Raw genomic sequence first — 24,448 nt, 5'->3', positions numbered from 1 at the left:
TTGCCTTTTTTAAGGCAAGTTAAATTAAATTCTTATCTTTTAAAATCACATACATTCTTAAAGTTGATACAAAAAAAGTTAAAATTGCAGGACCTAGTATAATACCCCAAAAACCAAAGGTTGAAATTCCTGCTATCATGGCCAAGAAAATTAAAAGTTCGTTGATTTTAGTGGGAGTTTTTACAAGTTTTTTGTTGATCCATTTGATGATTAAAGGTTTGATTAAAGTATCTGCTATAAAAGAAATTACAATTACAGAATAAATAAAAATAACAAGAGCTGAGTTAAGATTGTTTGAGGCAAATTCATAAAGACTTACAGGCACATAAATTAAAGCTCCTCCTATAGCAGGTATGAGAGAACTTACAGCAAAAATTACTCCCATTAAAATTCCATCATAACCATAAAATATTGTGATTAAACCAAAAAGTGCACCTTGAAATATTGCTACAATTACCATAGAGTAAAGCACAACAGCCATAACATTACCCACTTCGCTTAAAACATCATCGAGTTCTTTTTTATCAATAGGAATGATGGATTTAAGATAGATAACAAGTTCTGTTCCATATAGATTTGCAAAGAAATAAAACACACAAATTAAAACCATATCTATAAGAAATTTAGCTCCTGATTTTGTAAAACTTGAAGCATAACTTAGAATTTGTTTAGAAATACTATTTAAATCTATAGAAGCTAAAAATTCTTTAATTTTAGGTTCTAAAAAATTAAAGCTTTCAGGCAAGGTGAATTGATAGTTTTTGACATAATCAAGTGTTTGTGTAACTAAATTAATATCAAAATTCTTTAAAGCTTTGGCAAGTTCTATCATAGCATAAACAAAAGGTGCAAAGAAAAGCAAAACCATACAAGCTGTTGTAAGAATGGAAGCTAAAAATTTATGTCCTTTAGTAAGATTTAAAAATTTTGCATTGATGTTTGAGGTAGCTACCGCCATTAAACTAGCTATGATAATTACAAGTAAAAAACCTTTAAAAAGGTAAAGTAAAAGAAATAAAATAACTAAAATAAAGCTTATAAGAAAGAATTTTCCATTTTGCAAAATTTACTCCTCAAATAAAGTTTTTTCATAGTTTAGTTTTAAAGCACTATAACTTTTTGCACTTGCTATACGCCCTTTTGCAGTGCGTTCTATATAGCCATTAGCTAGTAAATAAGGCTCGATTACATCTTCTATGGTATTTTCATCTTCACTTAAAGCCGCAGCAATACTTGCAAGTCCGATAGGTTTTTGTTTGGCAGCGGTTAAAAGTTCAAGATATCTTAAATCCATCGCATCAAAACCAAGCTCATTAACTCCTAAAGAATTTAAGGCCTCATTAGCTCTTTTTTCTGTGATAATCTCTTCATCATTAACATCGGCAAAATCTCTAACTCTTTTTAAAAGCCTTAGAGCTATTCTAGGAGTTGAACGACTTCTTTTAGCGATCTCAAGTGCGGCTTTTTCTTCGCAAGTTTTATTAAGTTTTAAAGCTGCTTTTTGCAAGATGAGAGCAAGTTCGCTATCTTTGTAAAATTCTAATCTAAATTGCATACCAAAACGATCACGTAAAGGATTGCTAAGCATACCTGCACGCGTTGTAGCCCCTATAAGAGTAAATTTTGGTAAATCGATTTTTATGGTTTGAGCAGCTGGACCACTACCTATGATAATATCAAGGCGGTAATCCTCCATTGCAGGGTAAAGCACTTCTTCGATAGCAGGACTTAAGCGATGAATTTCATCGATAAAAAGTATATCTCCTTCGCTAAGATTGGTTAAAATAGCGGCTAAATCTCCGCTTTTTTCTATCATAGGAGCGGCGGTTGTTTTGATATTTGCACCCATTTCATAGGAGATGATATTAGCTAGTGTTGTTTTTCCAAGTCCTGCAGGACCACTAAAAAGTATATGATCTAAACATTCATTGCGTTTTTTGGCTGCAGCTATAAAGATATTTAAATTTTTTTTAATGCTTTCTTGACCTATATAACCATCAAAATTTGAAGGACGCAATGAAGTTTCATAAGTTTCATCAAAAGAGTATTTTTCTATTTCTACTATTCTATCCATATCTTTGCTTATATTTTGGAAAAATTAAAATAAGATTTTAGCTAAAATTTGCTAGAATTTACATTAAACTTTAATGATTATGGTTTAAAAATGGGAATTTTAACAAAATTAGAATTAGATTATGAAATTGACGATATAGAAAAATTTTTACAATTTTTTAGAACCATGTGCGATAGGTTTGAACCTTTAATCATCAAGCTTGGAAGCGATAGCGTGCGTTATAAAGAAGCTATAAAAGAGCTTGAAACTTTAGCACACAATACCGCTTGGGCAGCAAGACGCTTAAATCTTGAAGAAGTGACTGATTTTTGTGTATTTTGTGAAGAGATGATGGCGCAAGCAAATCGCTTTAACGGGCCTGCTAGTGATGAATTTACGGATTGGATGCTTTTGATGAGTGATCAGTTTGAAAAATATTGTCGTTCATATGAAAATGATGATTCTGTTTTAGCGGTTTTTAATCCTTTAATTGTTAATGTTCCAAATATTATTTCTAAATAAGGGAGCGACTTGGCTTCGACAGGAGTAAGTCTGCTTAGATGGCATGTCGCTTTGGGCAAAGCGTAAAAAGCCCAAATAAAATTAAACGCAAACAACGTTAAATTCGCTCCTGCTTACGCTAAAGCTGCGTAAGTTCAGTTGAGCCTGAAATTTAAGTCATACTATCTAGCTTAATTTTCGGTCATTTTTGATAGTGTAGCCTTGCGTTTGACAAGCGTTGAGGTGAAATAAAGTCTTAGCCTTGCTTTTGAGTTTTGGAAGATGAGCGAAGTAGGGTGAAGTAGTCATCTTTGCTAAGCATGTAGAGGTCTTTGTGGGATTATTTTTGGACAGGGGTTCGATTCCCCTCGCTTCCACCATCACGCTAATTTTAAGTAAATCATAAGTTTATTTCAAATTTTTTAGAATTTTTTATATGAAGTTAAGAACGATTTATTACCCTTAAAACTTTGATATATTAGGTTTTATAATTTTTCATTAAAAATTTATAGTTTTATTTTTAAGCTTATTTTTAGGGGGGGGGTATAATTTTTCCTTCAGTTTAAATTTATTGAAGGAGAAACTTATGAAGAAAAATGCTTCGAGCAAGATATTGCTAAGCTTAGGTGTAGCAACTTTGCTTTATTCAGGTGCTTTTGCACAAGAAATCAATCTTACAGAGTCTTCAGATATAGGAAAATATTTTGAAGAAAATGGTAAGGATATCAATCTTAAAAATCCTGATGATTACAAAGGAAAAGATTTAGGTATCACAATGGGCGTTTAGGATTTACCAAGCGATGGTTATGATAGCGCTGATTATCGATTGAACATTGATATCGGTAAAAACAATACTTTAAGCTTTAAACACAATAATGGCGATCATCCTGCTTATGTAACAAATTTAAACGCTACTGCCAAAGAGGTTAAAACAACAGATATAGTTTTACAAGCTTTTGCACCTTCGGTGATTAATGGAGATTTGACTATGACTGGCTCAGGAAAGGAAGCCATTACCGAGGATGAAAAAAAGGCTCAGGTATAATTCTTTATAATGGAGCAGTTGAAGGAAAAAGTGCTAATGGTAGCTTAACTATAAATGGAAATTTTACCGCCGATAAAACCCTTTTTGCTACTTATGGAAATTTTGTTAAGGTAAATGGAACTGCAAATCTTGCAAATTCAAATTTTGGACTTATCAAACGCTCTTATACAGATTTAGAAGCAAATAATGTAGTAATGGTTCAAGCTAAAGATTTTAACAAAGATATCTTAGAAGAAAAATCAAATAATAACGCGGGTGCATTACTTTTAAAATTCGCAAGTGATTATATCTCAACCGATGTTCAAGGCAAAGATCCTTTGGAAGCAGGAACTATAATAGATATTAGCGATGAAGATAAATACGGCGATGGAGAAAAAGGCTTAGTAGATTATAAACTTAGCGTTCAAAACTGCGGTGGCAATAAATGCTTAGTGATCAATGGAGGTGCTACTGCAGCGGCTAAAGATAAGCTAGTTCAACTTCAAGTAGATATAGATACTATCGATAAATTGCTTGAAAATGAATTTGATTCCGATCAAGATGAAGAATGGGCAAAAGTCAAAGAAGCCCTTGAAAAACAAAAAAACTGAACTTGAATAACTCAAAAAAGAAGCTCAAGAAAACGGCGGAAAAATCGATGATGAAAAATACATTGATTTAGTAAATAAAAATTCAAATTGAAATCTTAGTGCTAATGATAAAGCTTCTATCCTAGCACTTCGTTCTATCACAGAACAATTAGGAAGTATAGGAGCAGATTTAGCAAGTAGAGAAGGTGTAAAACTAGCTTTAGATATCAAAAAAGACACAGACAATACAGGTAAATCTGTATCTAATCTAAATTCAGCTTCTAGTGCAGTAAATACCACTATGAATATTTCTAATGATGTTTCTATAGGTTCTCGTGTAGCAATGCTAAACAATCCTTTTGGAACTTATGCTTTAAAATGAATGGTCTTAAATTTGCTGCTTTAGATAGCGATATGAGACCAAGCTATGTAAATGAATATACCAATAGTGTTTGGGCTAATGCTTTTGGTGGTGCTAACATTATCGATGGAGATAGTGGTGCAATGTATGGTGCTACCGTGGGAGTAGATAAACAAGCTAATGATGATGTTTTATGGGGTGCTTATTTTACTTATGCAAATGCTAAAATCAAAGACAATAATTTAGAACAAAAAAGCGATAACTTCCAATTAGGTATGTATTCTACTATCAATATAGCTCCACAATGGGAACTTAATCTTAAAGCTTATGCTCAAGTTTCTCCAACTAAACAAGACAATGTTCAAATAGATGGTGCATATAACTCAGATTATACAAGCAAATTCTTAGGACTTAGTGTTAATGCAGGTCGTGTGTTTGACTTTAGTGATAATACTTTATTTATTAAACCTTTTGCGGGAGTAAATTATTATTTTAGTTATACTCCATTTCATACAGAAAATGGTGCTATTGCTAAAGATATTGATTCTATGAAAAACAATTCTGTAAGTGTTGAAGTGGGTGCTGAATTTAGAAAATATATGAATGAAAACTCTTATATTTTTGTAACTCCAAAAATAGAACAATTTGTTATCAATAGTGGTGATGATTACACAGCTAACCTAGCTGTAAATAATGCTTTCTTTACTAGTATTGAAGCTAACAACAAGAAAAAAACATACGGACAAATTATCGTAGGGGGTAATGTAGATTTTACAAATCAACTCAGTATGAATCTTGGCTTTGGTGCTAAACAAATACTAGCAGGTAAAGTAGATAATAAAAATGAAACTTACTTAAGTGGTCAAGTAGGACTTAAGTATAAATTTTAATCTTAAAAATCATTTCTAAATCTTTTTATAGTTTAGAAATAATTGTTTATTTCTATGCGAAATCTCCTAGGGCTTTATCTTAAAGCCCTTTTTTATAACAAACAAGTAAATAAGTCTTTAGAGTAAAAAACCCTAAAAACTTTTAGTTTTCTTTGAAAAGTTTGGAAGCTAAGTGCGTTGCACGACTTTGATCTGTATCTTTTTTAAGTGTTTTATAAATTTTACTTACATATTCTTCTAAGGTTTGTTGAGAATCTATGATTTTTTCAGAAGAAGGAATTTTTTCATATTCTCCATTATTTTTAAGCTTATAAGCTAAAACATTATCACTAAGTTGCAAGCGTAAAAATTGAGCTAATTTAGCTTTGCTTCTTTCATCATATATAGGAGTCATAAGTTCTAAACGGCGTTCTAAATTTCTTGGCATCCAATCTGCACTCGATATAAAATAATTTGGCTCACTATGTTTAAAATAAAATACTCTAGCATGTTCTAAGTATTTTCCTATGATGCTTCTAACGCGTATGTTTTTGCTGTATTCTTCATCAGGTTTTAAGCAACAAATTCCGCGTATGATAAGATCGATTTGCACTCCTTCCATACTTGCTTCATAAAGCGCTTGTATGATATCACTATCCACAAGAGAATTCATTTTAGCTACAATCACACCTTCATTTTTCTTGCTTGTTTCAATGCGTATCATTTCTAAAACTTTTTCTTTGATTTGATTTGGGCTCATTGAAAGAGTTTGAAGGCGACGATTTTTACTAAAGCCCGATAAGATGTGGAAAAAGCTTGTCGTATCTCTTGCAAATTCTGCTTTGCTTGTAAAATAACTCACATCAGTATAGATTTTAGCACTGCTTGCATTATAATTTCCTGTGCTTAAATGCATATAAAATTTAAGTTTATCTCCTTGTTTGCGTATGACTTGAGAAACCTTAGCGTGGACTTTAAAACCTGTAATGCCATAAATAACATGAGCTCCGGCATTTTCTAAAGCTTTCGCCCAATGAAGATTATTTTCTTCATCAAAGCGTGCTTTTAATTCTACCATCACAGTTACTTGTTTTCCATCACTTGCAGCATCAATTAAAGCTTGAACTATATTGGAATTTTTTTCCACTCTATAAAGTGTCATTCTTATGGAAATTACTTCAGGATCTTTGCTTGCTTCTTTGATAAATTTATAAACTGGATCAAAACTTTCAAAAGGTTGTATGATGAGTATATCTTCTTTTTCTACAGCATCAAAAATAGATAAATTCTCATCAAAAGGTGGTAAAGTTTTAGGCGTGTAAAGTGGGCTTAAAAGATGCGTAAAGGTTTTATTTCCTGCGATTTGCCAAAGGCTAGGGAGATTGAGTAAAATAGAATATTCATAAACATCTTTATGAAAAATTTTCATGTGAGTATTAAGAAATTCTACGATTTGCTCATCTGCATCTTTTTGAATTTGCAATCTTACAAAAGCTCCTTTTCTGCGAAGTTTTAAGCCTTGTTCTAAAATCATCATAAAATCATCAGCTTCTTCCTCTTCTATTACCATATCTGCATTTCTAGTCACTCTAAATGCTGCTGAAGCCAAGAGTTTATAGCCTGGAAAAATTTCTTCTGCGTGTTGATGGACTATACTTTCTATAGGAACATAAATATTTGCACTTACTTCATAAAAACGAGGTAAAACTCTTGGAATTCTAATCATTCCAAATTTTACAAGTTCAGGATGCGCTTTATCGCAAATTTTAACCGCTAGTGAAAAAGATAAGTTGTTTAAATGCGGAAAAGGGTGAGTAGCATCAACAGCTATTGGAACAATAACAGGAAAAATATTGGAGAAAAAATACTCATCACATTTTTGTTTTAAATTTTCATCTAAATTCTCATAATGTTTTATGAAAAGATTTTCTTTTTCTAATTCACTTGTGATTTCATTAAAATAACGCTCCAAAAGTTCTTTTTCTTGGTGTAAGTATTTGCGTATGGCTTTTAATTGTTGTAACGGGGTCATTTCATCGCTACTGCTTGCATTAACTCCAGCTGAAAAAAGTTGTTTTAAGCCTGCGACGCGTATCATATAAAATTCATCTAAATTAGTGCAATATATAGCTATAAATTTTAATTTTTCTAACAAGGGTAAATTTTTAGAACATTGGTCTAAAACACGAGAATTAAAGCGAAGCCAAGAAAGTTCGCGATTGATAAACATATCAGGACTTGTTTGCATTAATTTTTCCTTTTTTAGTTGTATTTTATCATTTATTTTGAAATTATTGAATAAAAGTTTTAAATTTTTTAGGTTAATTAAGAGTAAATATATCTTTAAAATTATATTAAATTTATCTATGTTAAAATTAAAAAATTTATTTCTGGTAAATTCTGTGACATTGTTGTTTCATTGAAGATTTTAAGAAATGATAATTTTAAGGAGGAAAATTTTGAAGAAAACTTCGAATCTTTTTACTATTTTTCTTGTTTTGCTTTTTGTTTTCTTTGCGGTTGGGTTTTATACTTTTTATAACGCTAAGGGCACATCTTATTTAAGCAATGCAAGTGAATCTTGTAATAACTGCCATATTATGAATGAAGTTTATAACGAATACATGGCAGGACCACACTCTCAAAAAGTCAAAGGCGAACCAAGAGCAACTTGTGTGGATTGTCATTTGCCACATAATTTTGTAGCTAAGTGGATAGCTAAAGCGCAAAGTGGTTTAGGACATGCTTATGCTTTTACTTTTAAACTTGATGAGTTGCCTACAAATTTGAGTGCGACTGAAAAAAGCAGAAAAATGGTGCAAGAAAACTGCATACGCTGTCATGCAGATTTTGCTCAAACAGCTATCAATGCTACAACAAATCCACATGCAGACAAGTCATTAAATTGTGCTTCTTGTCATAAAGATGTTGGACATAAACACGGAATTTAATAAGGAGAAGATGAATGAAAAAAAATATTTTACGCTTAGGTATTGTCGTTTTGGTTTTACTTATAGCGGGAGTTTTATGGCTAAATAATGATATCAATCAAAAAAAAGAAGATGAAGCAAATAAAAATGCCATTGCAGCAAATGCTGATTTTTCTTTGCTTAGTGATGATGATCCAAATTTTGAAAAATGGGGTAAGGTTTTTCCAGAGCAACTAAAAATGTATTTAACGGTTGAAAAAGAAGAACCTAAGGCTACTGAATTTGGTGGTAATTTAGCTTATTCAAAATTAATTCGCTTTCCTCAATTAACCATACTTTGGGCAGGATATCCTTTTAGTCTTGATTTCAATGAAGAAAGAGGGCATTTTTGGGTTCAAGTAGATCAAATGAAAACAGCAAGAAACAACAAAGATTTTCTTAATGCTCACGGCCTTGCTGCTTTTAAAGGCCAGCCCGCAGCTTGTATGAATTGTCATAGTGGATGGACTCCATGGCTTATAAAAAATGTTGCTAAAGGAGATTTTACTGCTTTTAACTCTACAAATTATTGGACTATGATTAAAAATATCCCAGCCGTTGATGGTATAGTGGAAAATTCACCTGAACATGCAGGTCCACATGGTGGTAAAAGAATGGGTGTAACTTGTGCAGATTGTCACAATCCAAATGATATGAGTTTAAGACTTACTCGTCCAGCAGCTATTAATGCTTTAGTTTCTAGAGGATATGAAAAAGATCCAGTGCAAGGCGTAAAAGCTACAAGAGAAGAAATGAGAACTTTAGTTTGCTCTCAATGCCATGTTGAATACTATTTTAAACCAACGGGGGAAAAAGTAAAAGTAATGGGTGAAACTATTGTAGATGATAGTTCTAAAAAATGGTGGAATGGAACTCAGAAAAATTATGATGAGTATGAATTTTGGAGAGATGGTAATAAAGCTAAAGAGATTGAAACCGATGGTATAGTTTTAACTTTTCCTTGGAGTGAGTGGAAAAAAGGGCAACCATTTAGAATTGAAATGTTAGATGATTATTATGATAAAGTTCGTGGAGTATTTGGAGCTGATTTTACTCATAAATTAACAGGGGCGCAAATTATTAAAATTCAACACCCAGAAAGCGAACTTTATAGTGGCGGTGTGCATGCTGCAAATGGGGTAAGTTGCGTGGATTGTCATATGCCTTATGTTAGAGAAGGAGCTAAAAAGGTTACTCAACACAATATCACCTCTCCTTTAAGAGATATTAACTCTGCTTGTAAGTCTTGTCATAAACAAAGCGAAGATTATTTAAAAGCTCAAGTGCTTGACATACAAAATAGCGTTGCACATGATCAAAGAACTGCAGAGTATGCAATTGTTAGTTTGATTATGGATACTAAAAAACTACGCGATGAACTAGGTAATATGGAAAAATTCCAAAGCGATGGAAAAGCTGATGCGAAAAAAATTAGCGAAGAACTAAAAGAAGTTTTAGAACTTCATCGTAAAGCTCAAATGAGAGCAGATTTTGTTAATGCTGAAAACTCAACTGGTTTCCATAATCCTCGCGAAGCTTCAAGAATGTTATTGCAAGCTGTTGATATGGCAAGAATGGGACAAACTAAACTTGTAGAAATCGCCGCAGCAAATGGAATTAAAGATTTTAAAACTTCAAATTTAGGTTTTGAAGATATTCAAAAATTTAATCCAGGAGAGCTTTATTATAAAGTAGATGTTAATAATCATAAAGCTGGAGAGCGTTACTATGCAGATGAAAAAGATGTTAATGGTAATCCTCCAAAAGAACTTTTAGAGCATGATAAAGAGCTCGCTCCTTATAATTATCAAGTGATTGATAAAAAATAATTCTTAAGCCCTATAAATTATGGGGCTTTTTCTTTTTTATTTTAAAAAATATAAACTTTTTATTTAAAATTCACTTTTGCTTCACTTTGTTTTGTCAAAATATCACAAATTTTGATAATCAAAAAGGAGTTAAAATGATCAATAAAAATAAATTGTTTAGACAGGTTCATATCTATCTTAGTTTGTTCTTCTTGCCTTGTGCTTTGCTTTTTGCTTTAACGGGTATAGCGTATATTTTTGGTATTAATCAAGATGTGGGCTTAAAAGTTGAGCAGTATCAATTGTCAAAAGTTATAGAAAGTGGTAAAGAAAGAGAAGCTTTAATAGAGTTTTTAAAAACAAATGGTTTAAAAGTGCCATCTAATACAAATATAATTAAAAGTAAAGATAAAGGTATAACAATAGGTGGAACTCATTATAGTGCTAATATAACTCAAAATTCTACTAATGAATACAGCATTACTCTAAAAACAAGATCTTTGCTTGGAGATATGATTATGCTTCATAAAGATAAGGGTGCTTGGTATTTTTCTGTGCTTAGTGTAGGTTTTGGTATTACTTTATTTATGCTTTATATTTCAGGGCTTATGATTACTTTGTTTGCAAATAAAAAAGATAGAAGTAAACAATTTGCAGTTCTTGGAGTAGGGGTTGTTGTAACTTTGCTTTTGGCTTATCTTGGCCTTTGATTTTTCCTAGCTTTTTAAGCTAGGTATTATTTATTTTTTTGTATAATTACACTTTACTTTATTGGACAGATGGGTGAGCGGCTGAAACCACACCCCTGCTAAGGGTGCAGATCTTAACGGGTCTCGAGGGTTCAAATCCCTCTCTGTCCGCCACTAAAACTTTCTTGAAAATCCCAAGTATTTTATTAAGTATCGAAGCAAGAGACTAGCCCTTGCGAAGTTATATTATTTTACAGCGTTTTTGATTTCTAAAATCATAGTTTTTAAAGACTCTAGTCCATTTCCACTTGCTAAATACCAGTATTCTGGATCAAGATAGATGATTTTTTTGTTTTGTGCTGCTTTGGTTTTAGCGACAAGCACATTATCGAGTATGCCTTGAGCGCGTTCTTTGTTGCCTACGATGACATTTCTATCAACAACAAAAATATAATCAGGATTTTTTTCTAATATAAATTCAGAGTTGATACTTTTTCCGTGTGTGCCTACTTTTATATTCTCATCTACTGCATTAATCCCTAAAACATCGTGAATAATCCCAAAGCGAGATTGAGGACCAAAGGCTGAAATTTTGTTAGAATTTGTAAGAATGATAAGAGCTTTTTTATCTTCATCAACTATACTTTTGGCTTTTTCAATTTCATTTTTAATATCTGAAATTTTTTCTAAAGTTTCTTTTTCTAAACCATAAAGTTTTGCAACGCTTAAGACATTGTTTTCAAAAGAGCTTAAAAAATTTGCATTATCAAGACCTACAAATAAAGTTGGAGCTATTTCTTTTAACTTATCATAAAATTTACTTTGGCGTCCAGAAATGATGATAAGATCAGGTTTTAAAGCATCAATGGCTTCAAAATCAACTTGTTGTACTCCACCTACACTAGGTTTGTTTTTAAATTGTTGTAGGTATTTTGGTAAATTTTTAGCAGGAACGCCAACGACTTTATCATTTAATTTTAAAGCATCAAAAGTATCTAAAATTCCAAGATCTAAGATCACTACCTTAGAAGGATTTTTAGGGATTTTATTTTCTCCTAGACTATCCTTCACTAAAAAACTATCACCCTCATCGCTCATACTAATAGGCAAAACTTTCACCGTAGCAGTGTTGGTTTTTGTTGTAGAACTTGCGTTGTTTTCATTTGAGTTTGAATTACAAGCTGTTAAGATTAGACTTAAAAAAAATGCAAAAAATGCAAAAACTAAAGATTTTTTCATATTTTCTCCTTTTTAAAAATAAATACAAATTTTCTTACCATTAATTTGACTTACGGGTATATCCATATCATAAATTTGTTTTAAATTTTCTTGATTGATGATTTCATCTTTTGAGCCTTGTTTTAAAAGCTTCCCATCTTTTAAGGCTATGATTTCATCAGAATAAATCGAAGCAAAATTAATATCATGTAATACAACAGCTATACTTTTGTTAAAGTCTTTGACTAAATTTTTCATTAGTTGCATGATTTGTACGCTATGCTTCATATCAAGATTGTTCAAAGGTTCATCAAACATTATAAATTCAGTATCCTGAGCGATGATCATGGCTATAAAAACTCTTTGCTTTTGTCCCCCGCTTAATGTATCTAAAAATTCATTTCTTAAGTTGTTAAGTTCCATGTATTCTAAAGCTTCATTGATTTTGATTTTATCGTTTGTATTAAGTCTTCCTTGAGAATGCGGAAAACGCCCAAAAGCGACTAATTCTTCAACTTTTAATCTTAAATTGATATTGTTTTGTTGTTTGAGAATGGAAATTTTTTGTGCTAAGATTTGCTCTTTATAATTTTTTAAATTCATTCCATCGATATAAATTTCTCCACTACTAGGTTTTATCAAACGACTTGCTAGAGCTAAAAGAGTGGATTTTCCAGCGCCATTGGCTCCTATTATAGAAGTGATTTTGCCTTTATGAAAATCAAGGCTAAGATCTGAAATAATGACTTTATTATCATAAAATTTGGTGATATTTTTTAGTTTAATCATAATTTATTACCCTTTAATACAAGATAGATAAAATATATCCCACCTAAGAAATTAATAACCACGCTTATAGTGGCATTATAATCAAAAACTCTAGAGACAAAAAACACCCCTCCAAGTAAAGCCAAAATACTAATAAGTATACAAGCGCTTAGCAAAATACTATGCTTTGCAGTTTTAAATAGTTCATAAGTGATATTTACCACCAAAAGCCCTAAAAAGGTTATAGGACCTACAAGTGCGGTGCTAATAGAAGTTAAAATAGCTATGATAATCATTAATTGTTTTGAAATTTTTTGATAATTTATCCCTAAATTTATCGCTAAATCTTTGCCTAAATTTAAAGGATCTAAAAATTTCATATAGCGAAAAATCCATATAAAACTTAAAAAGCTAATAATATAAGCAAGAATTAAAACATCAAAAGCAATATTATCAAAACTAGCAAACATTCTTCCTTGTATTACCATGAATTCATCAGGGTCGATTAGCACTTCAAAAAAAGAGCTTAAAGTGCTAAAAAGTGTCCCAAAAACTAAGCCTAAAAGCATGATAAGATAAATACTTCTATCACTACTAAATAAAATCTTATAAAGTCCTAGTGAAAAAACCACCATACAAACTAGAGTGATTAAAAAATTGATATCGTTTTTATAAACACTTAAATTAGCTGCACCAAAAGAAAAGATAAGAGCACTTTGAAGTAACATATATAAAGAATCTAATCCTATGATGGCAGGGGTTAGAATTTTGTTATTGCATAAAGTTTGAAAGATTACCGTTGAAACAGCGATACAAATAGCTACTATGATAATAGCTGCAATTTGTAAAAAACGACTTTTTAAGGCATACTCATCAAAGCCATTTAAACCCACAAGTATAAAAATCCCTATCATACCAAGTGTTAAAAAGCTTAAAATCAGCATTTTTTTACGCATAAGCTTTCCTTTTTAGCAAAAGAAAGATAAAGATTAAAGATCCTAAAACACCTGTAGTGATACTTAAAGGCATTTCAAAAGGAAAGATGACAAGTCTTGCAATGATATCGCAAACAAGTAAAAACAAAGCTCCACAAAGTGCTATATAGATAAGATTTTTTCTAAGATTATCACCTAGATAAAGAGCTACTAAATTTGGGATAATTAGCCCTAAAAAAGGGATAATTCCAACGCTTACAATCACTAAGCTAGTGATAATGCTTACAATCATCAAGCCTAAAAATAATATCCCATTATAAGAAATTCCAAGATTTAAAGCTATATCTTCGCCCATGCCAACTATGGTGATTTTGTGAGCTAAAAAATAAGCAAGTATAAAAAGTGGCAAAGAAATGTAAAGTAATTCATAATTTCCCTGCATAACATTTGCCATACTGCCTTGTAGCCAGCCTTGGATATTTTGTATATAATTTAAAGCATAGGCAAAAAAAGTGGTTATAGCACTAATAATGCCTCCAAACATCAAGCCTATCAAAGGTACAAAAATCACATCTTTGAGTTTGATTTTTCTTAAAATTTGGATAAATATAAAAGAACCCAAAAGTGCAAATATAGAAGCAATGATAGCTTGAATGAAAAAAGATGCTCCAGTAAAAAATATTAAAGAAATAAGTATGCCAAATTTAGCACAATCCATAGTTCCTGCCGTAGTTGGAGAAACGAATTTATTTTGCGTGAGTTGTTGCATGATAAGCCCGCATATACTAAGACTCATTCCTGTGAGTAAAATCGCTATAAGTCTAGGAATTCTTGTAAGGGTTATGATTTCTAGTTGAGTGGAGTTAAGATTAAGGATATCTTTTACATTGATACTGATAACTCCTATAAATAAACTTATCATTCCAAAGAATAAAAGTAAAGCTATAAGCACTTTTAAACTCAATATATGCTTAAAAAACAAATCTTTCCTTATAGTAATAATAATTATCAAAAATGAAATTGTAATGAAAATTGTTTTAAGAAATGATAAAACTACAAAGGATATTTTAGTAAGAAATCAAAAATCCAGTGGAAAGTCTTTGTAAGTGTTTGTTATAGTCTATAAGGCTTTCTCCATAGCCATTAAAGTATTGTAAATACCAATAAATTCCGTTATTAAAAATATCATATCCTAGATCAACTTGTATAGCGCCTTTATTATTGTGGAATTTAAGATTATTTCTTAGCATAAGATTGATAAAATAATCATCACCTAAATACGCTAAATTCACATCAAAATTTCCCATATAATGCAAGATGGCAGGATTATCATCATCTTTTTTGTTTTCAGGAATTCTATACCAAAGGCGTGGAACAAATAAAAATTTATTATATAAAATAGCAGTAGATACATAAATTCTATTCCATGAGCGAGATTGTAAATTCTCATCTCCCTTGCCATTGCTTTCATGCAATATACCTACGCGTAGATTGTTAAAAAATTCATAATCTTTAAGATATAAAGGAAGATCTATAAAAAATTCTGGTTGATAGTTGGTTTCTCTAAAAGGAGAAGAATGCTTATAAATTTGCCACCAAGAAGTTTGAGTATAGGCTATATAATATTTTTCATCTAGTCCTAGTAAATTTTCAAAAAGTCTTTTTTTAACACTAAGTTGAAATTTCGCCTCACTCTTATTATTATTTGTTCCTAAAGAATTAAAACTATAAGCAAAAGGTAAAAAATAATTCATCTTATAAGAGCTAATGCCAAGGGGATTAAAACTTTCATTTTCACCAAGATAATTAGCCAAAGCTAAGCGAGAAAAGTCTTGTTTTTCTTCTTTTTTTATAGTGATAGAATTTTGCATTTGTGTTGCTTCGCTTGAGTTATTTTGTTCTTGAGAAATCAAAACAGATGAATTTTTTAAAGCGAGTTTTTTGTAAATTTCCATAGCTTTTTTATAATCGCCTTGTTTTTCATACTCTAAAGCTTGTTGTAAATCACTAGCCCATATAAAAACGCATAAGCTTAAAAATAAAGCAATTTTTCTCATTTTAACTTGCTTTTAAATTTTTCATATTCTTCATAAAAATTAAGATTTAAAAAAGCATCTTCATCTTCAAATTCTACAAATTTGGTTTTAATCTCAGAAAATAAAAGTCCTATTTTTTGTTCATTTTTTTCTAAGAAATTTTTACAAGTTTGAGCTAAAGAGCTGTGATAAAAGCCACATAGGGGATGTTTATGCAAAGGGGTTTTTGCTATGATTATTTTATAGTTTTGTTCTAAAAAAGGAAGCATTTTTAAAAGTTCATTTTCACCTACTTTAGGACTATCTACACTTAAAACAAAAACAAATTCATTTTTAAAATTTGAAAGTATAGAGTAAAGCGCAAGCATAGGAGAGTAAACTTCAAATTCTAAAGAATCTTTTATCAAGCTAAAATGGTTTTCAAATTTGTCTTCTTTCGCGCTCACATAGACATTTTTAAAAATTTTAGAAAATTTATCTACTTGAAATTGAGTTAAATTTTGATTTTTAAGAATCAATTTGCTTTTATCTTGTCCCATACGGCTAGATTTACCACCACATAAAATCACGCAATTTAGCTCATTAAGCTGCACAAATTTCCTTTTTAATGTAATTCTACCACAAAATTCGCCAAAATATTTTATAATTTCTTTTATGAAATACACAGAACTTTTACAATTACAAACTTTTTTTTCTCGGTTTAAAAAAATCGATTTTATCAAGCGTATCAATGACAATATTTTGGAATTAAGCTTTGATAGAGAAAGATTTATTTTTGATCTTACTCGTGCAATGAGTGCGATTTATACAGCTAAATTTAATGCAAAAAATTATAATGCACCTTTTGATTTTATGCTTAAAAAGTATTTTAGCAATGCTTTTATAAAGGAAGTTAAAGTCCTTGAAGGCAATCGTATTTTATGTTTTAGTGTAAAAGCTAATAAGGCTTATAAAAGCTATGAGAGCAAAATTTATTTTGAATTTACGGGTAAAAATACCAATGTTATTCTTACAGATGAAAAAGATTTGATCATAGAGGCTTTAAGACACATTGATAAAAGTTATCGTGTTGTAAAACCTAATGTGATTTTAGAGTCTTTAAAGCCTTATAAAATGGATGAAAATTTTGAGGAAATCAAAGACTTTGCAGATTATTTTTCTCGCAAATTTACAAGCATTTATGAGAGTAAAATCAAACAAATAAAAAATTTAAAACTTGCACAAGTGGATAAAAAAATACAAAATTTACAAGAACTTTTTTCTAGTTTAGATGAAGAAAATTCTTTACTCTTAAAAGCTTTAGAATACAGAAAAAGGGCTGATGTATTGTTTGCAAATTTGAGTGTTTTAAAAGATTATGAAAGGGAATTTAAGCTTGATGATTTTGAAGGCAAAGAGCTTGAATTTAAGCTTGAATTTAATCCTAAGCAAAGCGCTAATTTATATTATAAAAATGCTAAAAAATTAGAACAAAAAGCTAAAAATTTAAACATACAAAGACAAAATTTAAAAGAAAAGTTAGATTTTACCTTGAGTTTGAAAGAATTATTGCTTCAAGCTAAGAGTGAGATAGAGCTTGAAATTTTACTACCTAAAAAAAATAGCAAAAAAAATCAAGATCATAAACAAGAAGATCTTGTGGTAAATTTTTATTTTAACGAGTTTAAAATTTGCGTGGGTAAAAATGAAAAAGGCAATGAATTTTTACTTAAAAATGCTAAAAAAGATGATTTGTGGCTTCATGTAAGGGATATTCCTAGCGCACATACTTTGATTGTATCAAACAAGCAAAAAATCAGCCTCGATGTGATAGAATTTGCTGCAAGGCTTTGTGTAAGCTTTTCTAAGTTAAAGAAAGGTTCGTATTGGGTCGATTATACCTTAAAAAATTTTGTCAAGGTTCAGCAAAAGGCGTTTGTAAATTATACAAATTTTAAAAGTATTAATATCACAAAGGATTAAAATGCCAGTTAGCCCTTTAGGAAATATCAATTATATAAATCAGAATATGGCTTATCCAGCTACACAAGCAAGCAATGAGCTTGCAAAAGAAGGTTTTGCAGCTACGCTAAATATGGCTGAATTTAATGAAAAAGAAAAAACTTTGAACAAGCTTGAGAAAGTCAATGAGACTCATGAAATCAAAGAAGAGATCAAAGAAAAAGCCGAACAAGAAGAAAAAAAGAAAAAACACAATCAAGAAGCTAAAACCAGCGATGATGAGAAAAATGAAGAAGATGAGTCTAAAGATCCAAATTTTAAAGACGCACAAAGCATTCATCGCTTAGATATTAGTATATAAGGAAAAATATGTTTAATACAACTAGAATTATTTCAGCTCTTGTGATGATAGGGGCTATTATTATTATCGCGTTGATTGATCAATTTTTTATCAATTTTATCGTTTTTGCGGTTTTATTGTATCTATCTTTTAGTGAAGCAAAAAAACTTTTTGCTTTAGAAAATATCTCTATTATCCCTTTGGCTATAGCTTTTATTTTGGGAAGTTTGTCGCATAAAGCTTTGCTTTTTGGGATTTTAGCTTTGTTATTAGTCGTTGGATATTTGGTTTATAAAAAGGCTTCTTTAAAACCAGCTCTTATTTATATTTATCCTAGTTTGCCTATTTTAGCACTTTGGCAAGTGTATTTAGATCAGGGTATGTTTGCACTTTTTTGGCTTATCATTATCGTTGCAGCTTGTGATAGTGGGGCGTATTTTATCGGAAAACTTATGGGTAAAACTCCTTTTTCTCCAACAAGCCCAAACAAAACCTTAGAAGGTGTTATAGGTGGCTTGATTTGTGCGAGTGTTATTGGAACTATTTTGGGAGTTTTTGTTTATAGTTTTTGGCTTTCTTTGCTTTGTTCGTTTTTTGTAGCGATTTTTGCAGTGATTGGAGATTTGCTTGAGAGTTATTTTAAAAGAGAAGCAGGTGTAAAAGATAGTGGAGATCTTATCCCTGGTCATGGGGGCATGCTCGATAGGATCGATGCGGTGATCATTGCTGCTTTTGTGATGGTTGCTCTTTTATGATACTTTTTGGAAGTACGGGCAGTATAGGAGTAAATGCTCTTAAACTTGCTGCTTTAAAAAACATTCCCATTTCTGCTTTAGCTTGTGGGGATAACATCGCTCTTTTAAATGAGCAAATCGCAAGGTTTAAACCTAAATTTGTTGCCATAAAAGATTCAAAAAATAAGCATTTAGTTAAACACGATAGAGTTTTTATAGGGCAAGAAGGTTTAGAGCAAATTTTAACAGAATGTCAAGATAAGCTTTTACTCAATGCCATTGTAGGTTTTGCAGGACTTAAAAGCACTTTAAAGGCTAAAGAGCTTGGCAAAAACATAGCTTTAGCTAACAAAGAAAGTCTTGTAGTAGCTGGGAGTTTTTTGAAAGGCGCTAAATTTTTACCCGTTGATAGTGAGCATGCAGCTTTAAAATTTTTACTCGAAGGTAAAAAAAATATAGCAAAACTTTATATCACAGCAAGCGGCGGAGCTTTTTATAAGTATAAAATCAAAGATTTAAATCAAGTCAGTCTCAAAGATGCTTTAAAACATCCTAATTGGAACATGGGAGCAAAGATCACTATAGATAGTGCGACTATGGCAAATAAGCTTTTTGAGATTATAGAGGCTTATCATTTATATGATTTTAAAGAAATTGATGCTTTAATAGAACCAAGATCTTTAGTGCATGCAATGTGTGAATTTAAAAATGGAGCTAGCACGGCGTATTTTTCAAAAGCAGATATGAAACTAGCTATTTCAGATGCTATATTTGAAAAACAAGATACGCCTATTTTAGAGGCTGTTGATTTTAGTAAAATGCCTGCTTTAAAATTTCATCCAATCAGCACAAAAAAATATCCTATTTTTAAGCTTAAAAATACATTTTTAAAAGAGCCAAATTTAGGTGTTATCATCAATGCTGCTAATGAAGTTGGTGTTTATAATTTTTTAGAAAATAAAAGTGGATTTTTAGACATTGCTAAATGCATTTTTAAAGCCCTTGATCATTTTGGAGTACCTAAAATTTCAAGCATAGAAGAAGTTTTTGAGTATGATTTTAAAACAAGAGAGTATTTAAGGAGTTAAAATGAAATTTTTTTTAACAATTTTATTTTTTATAACAAGCATTTTTGCTTTAGAGCTAGACTTTAGCGTAGGAGAAAATGGAAAAAGTCTAGATGATAATAATACAGTTTTAATTTTTGGTGGAATTCAAGGCGATGAGCCTGGTGGATTTCATGCGGCAAGTTTGCTTTTGAGTGATTATAATATCACTAAGGGTAAGATTATAGTGGCTCCAAATTTAGCTTTTGATAGCATTATCAAGCGTTCTCGTGGGAATAATGGGGATTTAAACCGTAAATTTGCAAGCATTAGCCCAAAAGATCCTGATTATAAAACCGTTCAACGCATTAAAGAGCTTATTTTACTTCCTGAAGTTAGTATGGTGATCAATCTTCACGATGGTTGGGGTTTTTATAAACCCACTTATATCGATGCGATGCAAAATCCTAAGCGTTGGGGAAATTCAAGCGTGATTGATACAAGCGAAATCAATGCAAGCAAATACCCTGATCTTGAAAATATCGCCACTCAAACCGTAAATAGTGTCAATTCTTCGCTTGCTGATCCAAAGCATGCTTATCATCTTAAAAACACCAAAACCCAAGAGCTTGGCGATACGGAAATGCTTAAAGCTTTAACTTATTTTGTGATTTCAAATCACAAAGCCGCTTTTGCAAATGAAGCGAGTAAAAATCTGCCTGTAAATTTAAGAGCTTATTATCATCTTTTGGCAATTGAAAATTATTTAAAAACTGCAGGAATTGAATTTAGCAGAGATTTCGAACTCACTCCGCAAGGAGTTGATAAAGCCATAAATAAAGAGCTTGAAGTAAAACTTTTTGATGATAGAATTTTACTTTCTTTAAAAAATCCAAGAAAGCTTATCAACTATGTGCCTTTTCCGGTAAATAAAGAGTTAAATTATAACACAAGCAATGAACTTACGGCTGTTATCGCAGAAGGAAATTCTTTTTATATCCAATATGGCAATCGTTTTCAAACAAGATTATATCCTGAGTATTTAGAATTTAGCGATGCTTTTAATGAAGTAACTTTTCAAGTTGATGGCAATGAAACCACAGTTCCTTTTGGAACCAAGGTAAAAGTAAAAGAGAATTTTCTTATTCCAAAGATAGCTAATGTGCGCGTAAATATCATAGGCTTTGATCACTCAAAAGATGAAAGTGGTATTTTAGTTCATAAAAAAAATATGCAAACACAATACTCTTTAGACATGGCAGGTAAAATTTATAGAGTGGAATTTTATGAGTTAAGAGGTGCAAATTTGCAACAACTTTTAGAGGCAAATATCAATAGCAAGTTGATCAAAAACGCTAAAAATTTGGATTTAAATACTCTTAAAATGGCAAGATCAAAAGATAAATTCTTAGGTTCTATTTTAGTGGAATTTGAATGAAAAATCTTATCCTAGCTATAGAAAGTTCTTGTGATGATAGTTCTATAGCTATCATTGATAAAAATACATTAGAATGTAAATTTCATAAAAAAATTTCCCAAGAATTAGATCATAGTATCTATGGGGGAGTGGTACCTGAACTTGCTGCAAGACTTCATAGCGAGGCTTTACCAAAGATGCTTAAGCAATGCAAAGAGCATTTTAAAAATCTTTGTGCCATAGCTGTGACAAATGAACCTGGACTTAGTGTTTCTTTGCTCAGTGGAATTTCTATGGCAAAAACCTTAGCAAGTGCGCTAAATTTACCCTTAATCCCTATAAATCATCTTAAAGGTCATATTTATAGTCTTTTTTTGGAAGAAAAAATTTCTTTAGATATGGGAATTTTGCTTGTTAGTGGTGGGCATACCATGGTGCTTTATCTTAAAGATGACGCAAGTTTAGAGCTTTTAGCAAGTACAAATGATGATAGCTTTGGAGAAAGTTTTGATAAAGTGGCTAAAATGATGAATTTAGGTTACCCTGGTGGGGTCATCATAGAAAATTTAGCAAAAAATGCCAAACTTAAAAATATCTCTTTTAACACACCTTTAAAGCATTCTAAAGAACTCGCTTTCAGTTTTTCAGGGCTTAAAAATGCAGTGCGTTTGGAAATTTTAAAACATGAAAATTTAAATGAAGACACAAAAGCAGAAATAGCTTATGCCTTTGAAAATACAGCTTGTGATCATATCATGGATAAATTAGAAAAAATTTTTAATCTTTATAAATTTAAAAATTTTGGCGTTGTAGGTGGAGCTAGTGCAAATCTTAACTTGCGTTCGCGTTTGCAAAATTTATGTCAAAAATATAATGCAAATTTAAAACTAGCTCCTTTAAAATTCTGCTCTGATAATGCTTTGATGATAGCAAGAGCCGCAGTTGATGCTTATGAAAAAAAGGAATTTGTAAGTGTAGAAGAAGATATTTTAAGCCCTAAAAATAAAAATTTTTCAAGGATATAGATGAAAAAAGCTTTTACTATATTAGAACTTGTTTTTGTGATCGTTATTTTGGGAATTTTAGCCGCTATTGCTTTGCCAAAAATGAGTTCAAGTAAGGATGAAGCTGAAGTTAGCAAGTCTTTAAACAACCTTAAAACTTTGATCAATGATATAAGCATTTATACTTTAAAAAATGATCATTTAAGCTCTATAAAAACGATGAGTAATGTAAGCGGGGTTGAAAATGTTGATCTTAGTAATTTTAACGGTATAAAAGAAGTAAATTTTCGCGTAGGCGATGATAAAGAATGCTTAAAACTTGTTTTTATAAATAAAGCTGATTTTATACTCATGGGAATTTCAAGCAATGAAGCAAGTAAAAATGCTATCATCAACGCAGCTAATCAAAGCCATGAAGATTTAGAAAATATAGACTTTACAAGCTCTTCTAGTAATAAAGCTTGTGTGATTTTAAGTAAGAATGAAAATTTTAAAAACCTAGCGAGTAAAACTTATCTTTTAATAGGGGGAATGTAATGATAGTGAGTAAAGCTTATGAGATTGACTCTTGTGATGATGTAGAGCTTGGTATAAAAAGAGAATCAAAGCTTGAATTTAAGCTTTGGTATGATGATGAAAAAACACCTGAAGCCTTGGTGTTTGTGGTGCAAGGTATGGGTGATGATATATCATCGATCCAATATGTTGGTGATTATATGGTAAGGCAATTTAATACTGCTGTAGTTGGAGTAAATTATCATTGTATTGGCAATCGTCCTCAAACTGGATCAACTTTTTATTTAGATGATATAGACAAGCTTATTTTAAAAGCAAGTTGTGAAGCTGCGGATATCAAGCTTCCTTATGATGTTGATAAAATTCAAGACTATAAACAAATGAGTGAAATTTTTCATTTTGTAAATAATCAAATGGTTGAAGGCAAGCAAAAAGGTAATTTTACACCAAATTATTTTTTAAATTTACATGTGAGTTTGCAACCTGCAAAAAACGAATATCAAAATTTTGGGATTATGCAAGCTCAAGATCTTTTAAATGTTGCACTTTACCTTAAAAAACATGCTCCTTTTGATACTATGGGGGGGTATACCCGTTATTATGATAGGTAGTTCTCATGGGGGATATTTAGCACATTTGGCAGCTAAGATTGCACCTTGGTTAGTAGATGGAGTGTTGGATAATTCTGCATACGCTAAGTTTTTATGGAGAGTTGTAGGTTTTGGAAAGGAAATAGATTTTATGCAGTATAGCGAATTTGCTACTTTTGATTTTTTTCATCATATTAAAACACATTGTTCGACAAAAACTTTTTGGACAAGTAATTCTTCGTCGCCTCGTTTTTTTTCTCCCGCAAGAAGAAAAATTCGAAATCTTTTAGAGGAAGATCATCTTTTAGAACAATCAAAATGTTTAAAAACTTGCTTTATAAGTTATCATTCATTATATGATGAGTATGTTTCTTTAAAAGAAAAAACTATGCTTTATAAAGAGCTTGAGAAACTTGGTTTTGATGCAACTTTGCATTCTATTACTAAAGAATCTCAAGTTGATGGAAAATTTATTAAAAACTTAAATCACGGCATGGGAATTCCAGTAAAACTTTTGATTAAGAAAGAACTTCCTTTAATGCTAGAAAAAATAAAACAAAATCCAAAAAAAGATTGTAAAGAAAAATACATCTCTTATCCTTGTGAGGATTTGTTGTATAAATTTAGCGAAAAAGATGACAAAATATCACTAAAAATAGATAAATTTTAAGGAAACCCAATGACCATACTAGAAAAAAACATACAAGCTTTATTAAGTGGGGTAAATGAACCCTTAGGAAATAAACTTTTAAATTTCATACAAAATAAAACTTGCTCTCGTTTTAATATAGATGAAAATTTAAATATCTATGATAAAACTCATAATGTTTTTATGTATGAAAATTTAGAAGAAGAAATAAATTTTTTCTATCAAAGTATTTTAGAAAAAACTCATAGATATCCTTTTGCATGTATTTATGGTATAGGCAATGCTTTGCTTATTAAAAATTTATCCAAACACTATAAACATCTTTTTGTATTTGAAAGTGAAATCGAACTTTTTATCCTAGCTTTAAGCACGATAGATTTGAGTGAGGAA

General features: G+C 30.9%; 20 protein-coding genes, 1 tRNA gene, 1 other RNA gene and 3 pseudogenes. 16 read left to right on the top strand and 9 right to left on the bottom strand.

The window, feature by feature from the left end:
• Positions 1–19 precede the first annotated feature (19 nt).
• Positions 20–1,063 carry an AI-2E family transporter gene (locus AJ882_RS01375; protein WP_002859651.1) on the bottom strand — a complete coding sequence of 348 codons (1,044 nt, stop codon included), beginning with the start codon at positions 1,061–1,063 and terminating at the stop codon, positions 20–22.
• Positions 1,064–1,066: 3 nt separating this feature from the next.
• The gene (gene ruvB, locus AJ882_RS01370; RefSeq protein WP_002859650.1) at positions 1,067–2,074 is read right to left on the bottom strand and encodes a Holliday junction branch migration DNA helicase RuvB; all 1,008 of its coding nucleotides are present in this window, start codon (positions 2,072–2,074) and stop codon (positions 1,067–1,069) included.
• A 90-nt stretch (positions 2,075–2,164) separates the two neighbouring features.
• On the opposite strand from ruvB, the gene AJ882_RS01365 reads away from it, so the two are divergent.
• The 3 genes and pseudogenes from AJ882_RS01365 to AJ882_RS09525 all read left to right on the top strand — a co-directional run bounded on the left by AJ882_RS01365 (position 2,165) and on the right by AJ882_RS09525 (position 5,419).
• Positions 2,165–2,575: a hypothetical protein gene (locus tag AJ882_RS01365; protein ID WP_002783915.1), complete on the top strand. Its 411-nt coding sequence runs from the start codon at positions 2,165–2,167 to the stop codon at positions 2,573–2,575.
• Positions 2,576–2,934: a transfer-messenger RNA gene (ssrA, locus tag AJ882_RS01360) on the top strand.
• Positions 2,935–3,140: 206 nt separating this feature from the next.
• Positions 3,141–5,419 (top strand): annotated as a pseudogene (locus tag AJ882_RS09525) (autotransporter domain-containing protein).
• A gap of 142 nt (positions 5,420–5,561) precedes the next feature.
• Here the strand turns inward: AJ882_RS09525 and AJ882_RS01335 are convergent.
• Positions 5,562–7,646 carry an RNA degradosome polyphosphate kinase gene (locus AJ882_RS01335; RefSeq protein ID WP_002859644.1) on the bottom strand — a complete coding sequence of 695 codons (2,085 nt, stop codon included), beginning with the start codon at positions 7,644–7,646 and terminating at the stop codon, positions 5,562–5,564.
• A 187-nt stretch (positions 7,647–7,833) separates the two neighbouring features.
• Here AJ882_RS01335 and nrfH point away from each other — a divergent pair, with 187 nt between their 5' ends.
• The 4 genes from nrfH (at position 7,834) to AJ882_RS01315 (ending at position 11,038) form a co-directional block, all read left to right on the top strand.
• A complete protein-coding gene (gene nrfH / locus AJ882_RS01330; protein WP_010891930.1) occupies positions 7,834–8,349 on the top strand; it encodes a cytochrome c nitrite reductase small subunit in 516 nt (171 codons plus the stop codon).
• 14 nt (positions 8,350–8,363) lie between these two features.
• Positions 8,364–10,196: an ammonia-forming cytochrome c nitrite reductase subunit c552 gene (locus AJ882_RS01325; RefSeq protein WP_002867305.1), complete on the top strand. Its 1,833-nt coding sequence runs from the start codon at positions 8,364–8,366 to the stop codon at positions 10,194–10,196.
• 134 nt (positions 10,197–10,330) lie between these two features.
• Complete coding sequence (locus AJ882_RS01320; RefSeq protein ID WP_011049963.1) at positions 10,331–10,885, top strand: membrane protein; 555 nt, start codon at positions 10,331–10,333, stop codon at positions 10,883–10,885.
• 63 nt (positions 10,886–10,948) lie between these two features.
• A tRNA-Ser gene (locus tag AJ882_RS01315) sits at positions 10,949–11,038 on the top strand.
• A 72-nt stretch (positions 11,039–11,110) separates the two neighbouring features.
• Here AJ882_RS01315 and ceuB read toward each other — a convergent pair.
• The 6 genes from ceuB to AJ882_RS01285 all read right to left on the bottom strand — a co-directional run bounded on the left by ceuB (position 11,111) and on the right by AJ882_RS01285 (position 16,414).
• Positions 11,111–12,103: an enterochelin ABC transporter substrate-binding protein CeuB gene (ceuB, locus tag AJ882_RS01310; protein ID WP_014517282.1), complete on the bottom strand. Its 993-nt coding sequence runs from the start codon at positions 12,101–12,103 to the stop codon at positions 11,111–11,113.
• A gap of 12 nt (positions 12,104–12,115) precedes the next feature.
• Positions 12,116–12,871, bottom strand: coding sequence for an ABC transporter ATP-binding protein (locus AJ882_RS01305; RefSeq protein ID WP_002867308.1), 756 nt, complete (start codon positions 12,869–12,871; stop codon positions 12,116–12,118).
• A complete protein-coding gene (locus tag AJ882_RS01300; protein WP_002867309.1) occupies positions 12,868–13,806 on the bottom strand; it encodes an iron chelate uptake ABC transporter family permease subunit in 939 nt (312 codons plus the stop codon). The genes AJ882_RS01305 and AJ882_RS01300 overlap by 4 nt, the downstream gene beginning before the upstream one ends.
• Positions 13,799–14,767, bottom strand: a complete 969-nt coding sequence (locus AJ882_RS01295) for an ABC transporter permease (RefSeq protein WP_002867310.1) — start codon at positions 14,765–14,767, stop codon at positions 13,799–13,801. The genes AJ882_RS01300 and AJ882_RS01295 overlap by 8 nt, the downstream gene beginning before the upstream one ends.
• Before the next feature lie 85 nt (positions 14,768–14,852).
• Positions 14,853–15,842 carry a phospholipase A gene (locus tag AJ882_RS01290; protein WP_002867311.1) on the bottom strand — a complete coding sequence of 330 codons (990 nt, stop codon included), beginning with the start codon at positions 15,840–15,842 and terminating at the stop codon, positions 14,853–14,855.
• Entirely contained in the window at positions 15,839–16,414 is a 576-nt protein-coding gene (locus AJ882_RS01285; protein ID WP_002867312.1) for a molybdenum cofactor guanylyltransferase, read from the bottom strand. Before AJ882_RS01285 ends, AJ882_RS01290 begins: the two co-directional genes overlap by 4 nt.
• Before the next feature lie 61 nt (positions 16,415–16,475).
• Here AJ882_RS01285 and AJ882_RS01280 point away from each other — a divergent pair, with 61 nt between their 5' ends.
• The 9 genes and pseudogenes from AJ882_RS01280 to AJ882_RS01240 form a co-directional block, all read left to right on the top strand.
• Positions 16,476–17,783 carry an NFACT RNA binding domain-containing protein gene (locus AJ882_RS01280; RefSeq protein ID WP_002914001.1) on the top strand — a complete coding sequence of 436 codons (1,308 nt, stop codon included), beginning with the start codon at positions 16,476–16,478 and terminating at the stop codon, positions 17,781–17,783.
• Between the two features lies 1 nt (position 17,784).
• Entirely contained in the window at positions 17,785–18,123 is a 339-nt protein-coding gene (locus AJ882_RS01275; protein WP_002852397.1) for a hypothetical protein, read from the top strand.
• 8 nt (positions 18,124–18,131) lie between these two features.
• Positions 18,132–18,857 carry a phosphatidate cytidylyltransferase gene (locus AJ882_RS01270; protein WP_002867314.1) on the top strand — a complete coding sequence of 242 codons (726 nt, stop codon included), beginning with the start codon at positions 18,132–18,134 and terminating at the stop codon, positions 18,855–18,857.
• Entirely contained in the window at positions 18,854–19,924 is a 1,071-nt protein-coding gene (gene dxr, locus AJ882_RS01265; protein WP_002867315.1) for a 1-deoxy-D-xylulose-5-phosphate reductoisomerase, read from the top strand. Before AJ882_RS01270 ends, dxr begins: the two co-directional genes overlap by 4 nt.
• 1 nt (position 19,925) lies before the next feature.
• Positions 19,926–21,320: a M99 family carboxypeptidase catalytic domain-containing protein gene (locus AJ882_RS01260; protein WP_011049962.1), complete on the top strand. Its 1,395-nt coding sequence runs from the start codon at positions 19,926–19,928 to the stop codon at positions 21,318–21,320.
• On the top strand, positions 21,317–22,324 hold the full coding sequence (gene tsaD / locus AJ882_RS01255; RefSeq protein WP_002864246.1) for a tRNA (adenosine(37)-N6)-threonylcarbamoyltransferase complex transferase subunit TsaD: 1,008 nt from the start codon (positions 21,317–21,319) through the stop codon (positions 22,322–22,324). The genes AJ882_RS01260 and tsaD overlap by 4 nt, the downstream gene beginning before the upstream one ends.
• Complete coding sequence (locus AJ882_RS01250; protein WP_002799196.1) at positions 22,325–22,840, top strand: type II secretion system protein; 516 nt, start codon at positions 22,325–22,327, stop codon at positions 22,838–22,840.
• Positions 22,840–24,079 (top strand): annotated as a pseudogene (locus tag AJ882_RS09315) (DUF2920 family protein). The gene AJ882_RS01250 and the pseudogene AJ882_RS09315 overlap by 1 nt, the downstream one beginning before the upstream one ends.
• A 9-nt stretch (positions 24,080–24,088) precedes the next feature.
• Positions 24,089–24,448: pseudogene (locus tag AJ882_RS01240) on the top strand (motility associated factor glycosyltransferase family protein); the annotation flags it as partial.

This window comes from Campylobacter sp. BCW_6461, from assembly GCF_001762735.1.
In the GTDB taxonomy this organism is placed as follows: domain Bacteria; phylum Campylobacterota; class Campylobacteria; order Campylobacterales; family Campylobacteraceae; genus Campylobacter_D; species Campylobacter_D jejuni.
The sequence above is the reverse complement of the archived record's forward strand: the minus strand, read 5'-3'. Positions and strand labels throughout refer to the sequence as shown.

Coding starts and splice junctions, on each gene's coding strand:
- ruvB (WP_002859650.1), bottom strand. CDS start 2,074: ATGGATAGAATAGTAGAAATAGAAAAATACTCTTTTGATGAAACTTAT.
- AJ882_RS01365 (WP_002783915.1), top strand. CDS start 2,165: ATGGGAATTTTAACAAAATTAGAATTAGATTATGAAATTGACGATATA.
- AJ882_RS01335 (WP_002859644.1), bottom strand. CDS start 7,646: ATGCAAACAAGTCCTGATATGTTTATCAATCGCGAACTTTCTTGGCTT.
- nrfH (WP_010891930.1), top strand. CDS start 7,834: ATGATAATTTTAAGGAGGAAAATTTTGAAGAAAACTTCGAATCTTTTT.
- AJ882_RS01325 (WP_002867305.1), top strand. CDS start 8,364: ATGAAAAAAAATATTTTACGCTTAGGTATTGTCGTTTTGGTTTTACTT.
- AJ882_RS01320 (WP_011049963.1), top strand. CDS start 10,331: ATGATCAATAAAAATAAATTGTTTAGACAGGTTCATATCTATCTTAGT.
- ceuB (WP_014517282.1), bottom strand. CDS start 12,103: ATGAAAAAATCTTTAGTTTTTGCATTTTTTGCATTTTTTTTAAGTCTA.
- AJ882_RS01305 (WP_002867308.1), bottom strand. CDS start 12,871: ATGATTAAACTAAAAAATATCACCAAATTTTATGATAATAAAGTCATT.
- AJ882_RS01300 (WP_002867309.1), bottom strand. CDS start 13,806: ATGCGTAAAAAAATGCTGATTTTAAGCTTTTTAACACTTGGTATGATA.
- AJ882_RS01290 (WP_002867311.1), bottom strand. CDS start 15,842: ATGAGAAAAATTGCTTTATTTTTAAGCTTATGCGTTTTTATATGGGCT.
- AJ882_RS01280 (WP_002914001.1), top strand. CDS start 16,476: ATGAAATACACAGAACTTTTACAATTACAAACTTTTTTTTCTCGGTTT.
- AJ882_RS01275 (WP_002852397.1), top strand. CDS start 17,785: ATGCCAGTTAGCCCTTTAGGAAATATCAATTATATAAATCAGAATATG.
- AJ882_RS01270 (WP_002867314.1), top strand. CDS start 18,132: ATGTTTAATACAACTAGAATTATTTCAGCTCTTGTGATGATAGGGGCT.
- dxr (WP_002867315.1), top strand. CDS start 18,854: ATGATACTTTTTGGAAGTACGGGCAGTATAGGAGTAAATGCTCTTAAA.
- AJ882_RS01260 (WP_011049962.1), top strand. CDS start 19,926: ATGAAATTTTTTTTAACAATTTTATTTTTTATAACAAGCATTTTTGCT.
- tsaD (WP_002864246.1), top strand. CDS start 21,317: ATGAAAAATCTTATCCTAGCTATAGAAAGTTCTTGTGATGATAGTTCT.
- AJ882_RS01250 (WP_002799196.1), top strand. CDS start 22,325: ATGAAAAAAGCTTTTACTATATTAGAACTTGTTTTTGTGATCGTTATT.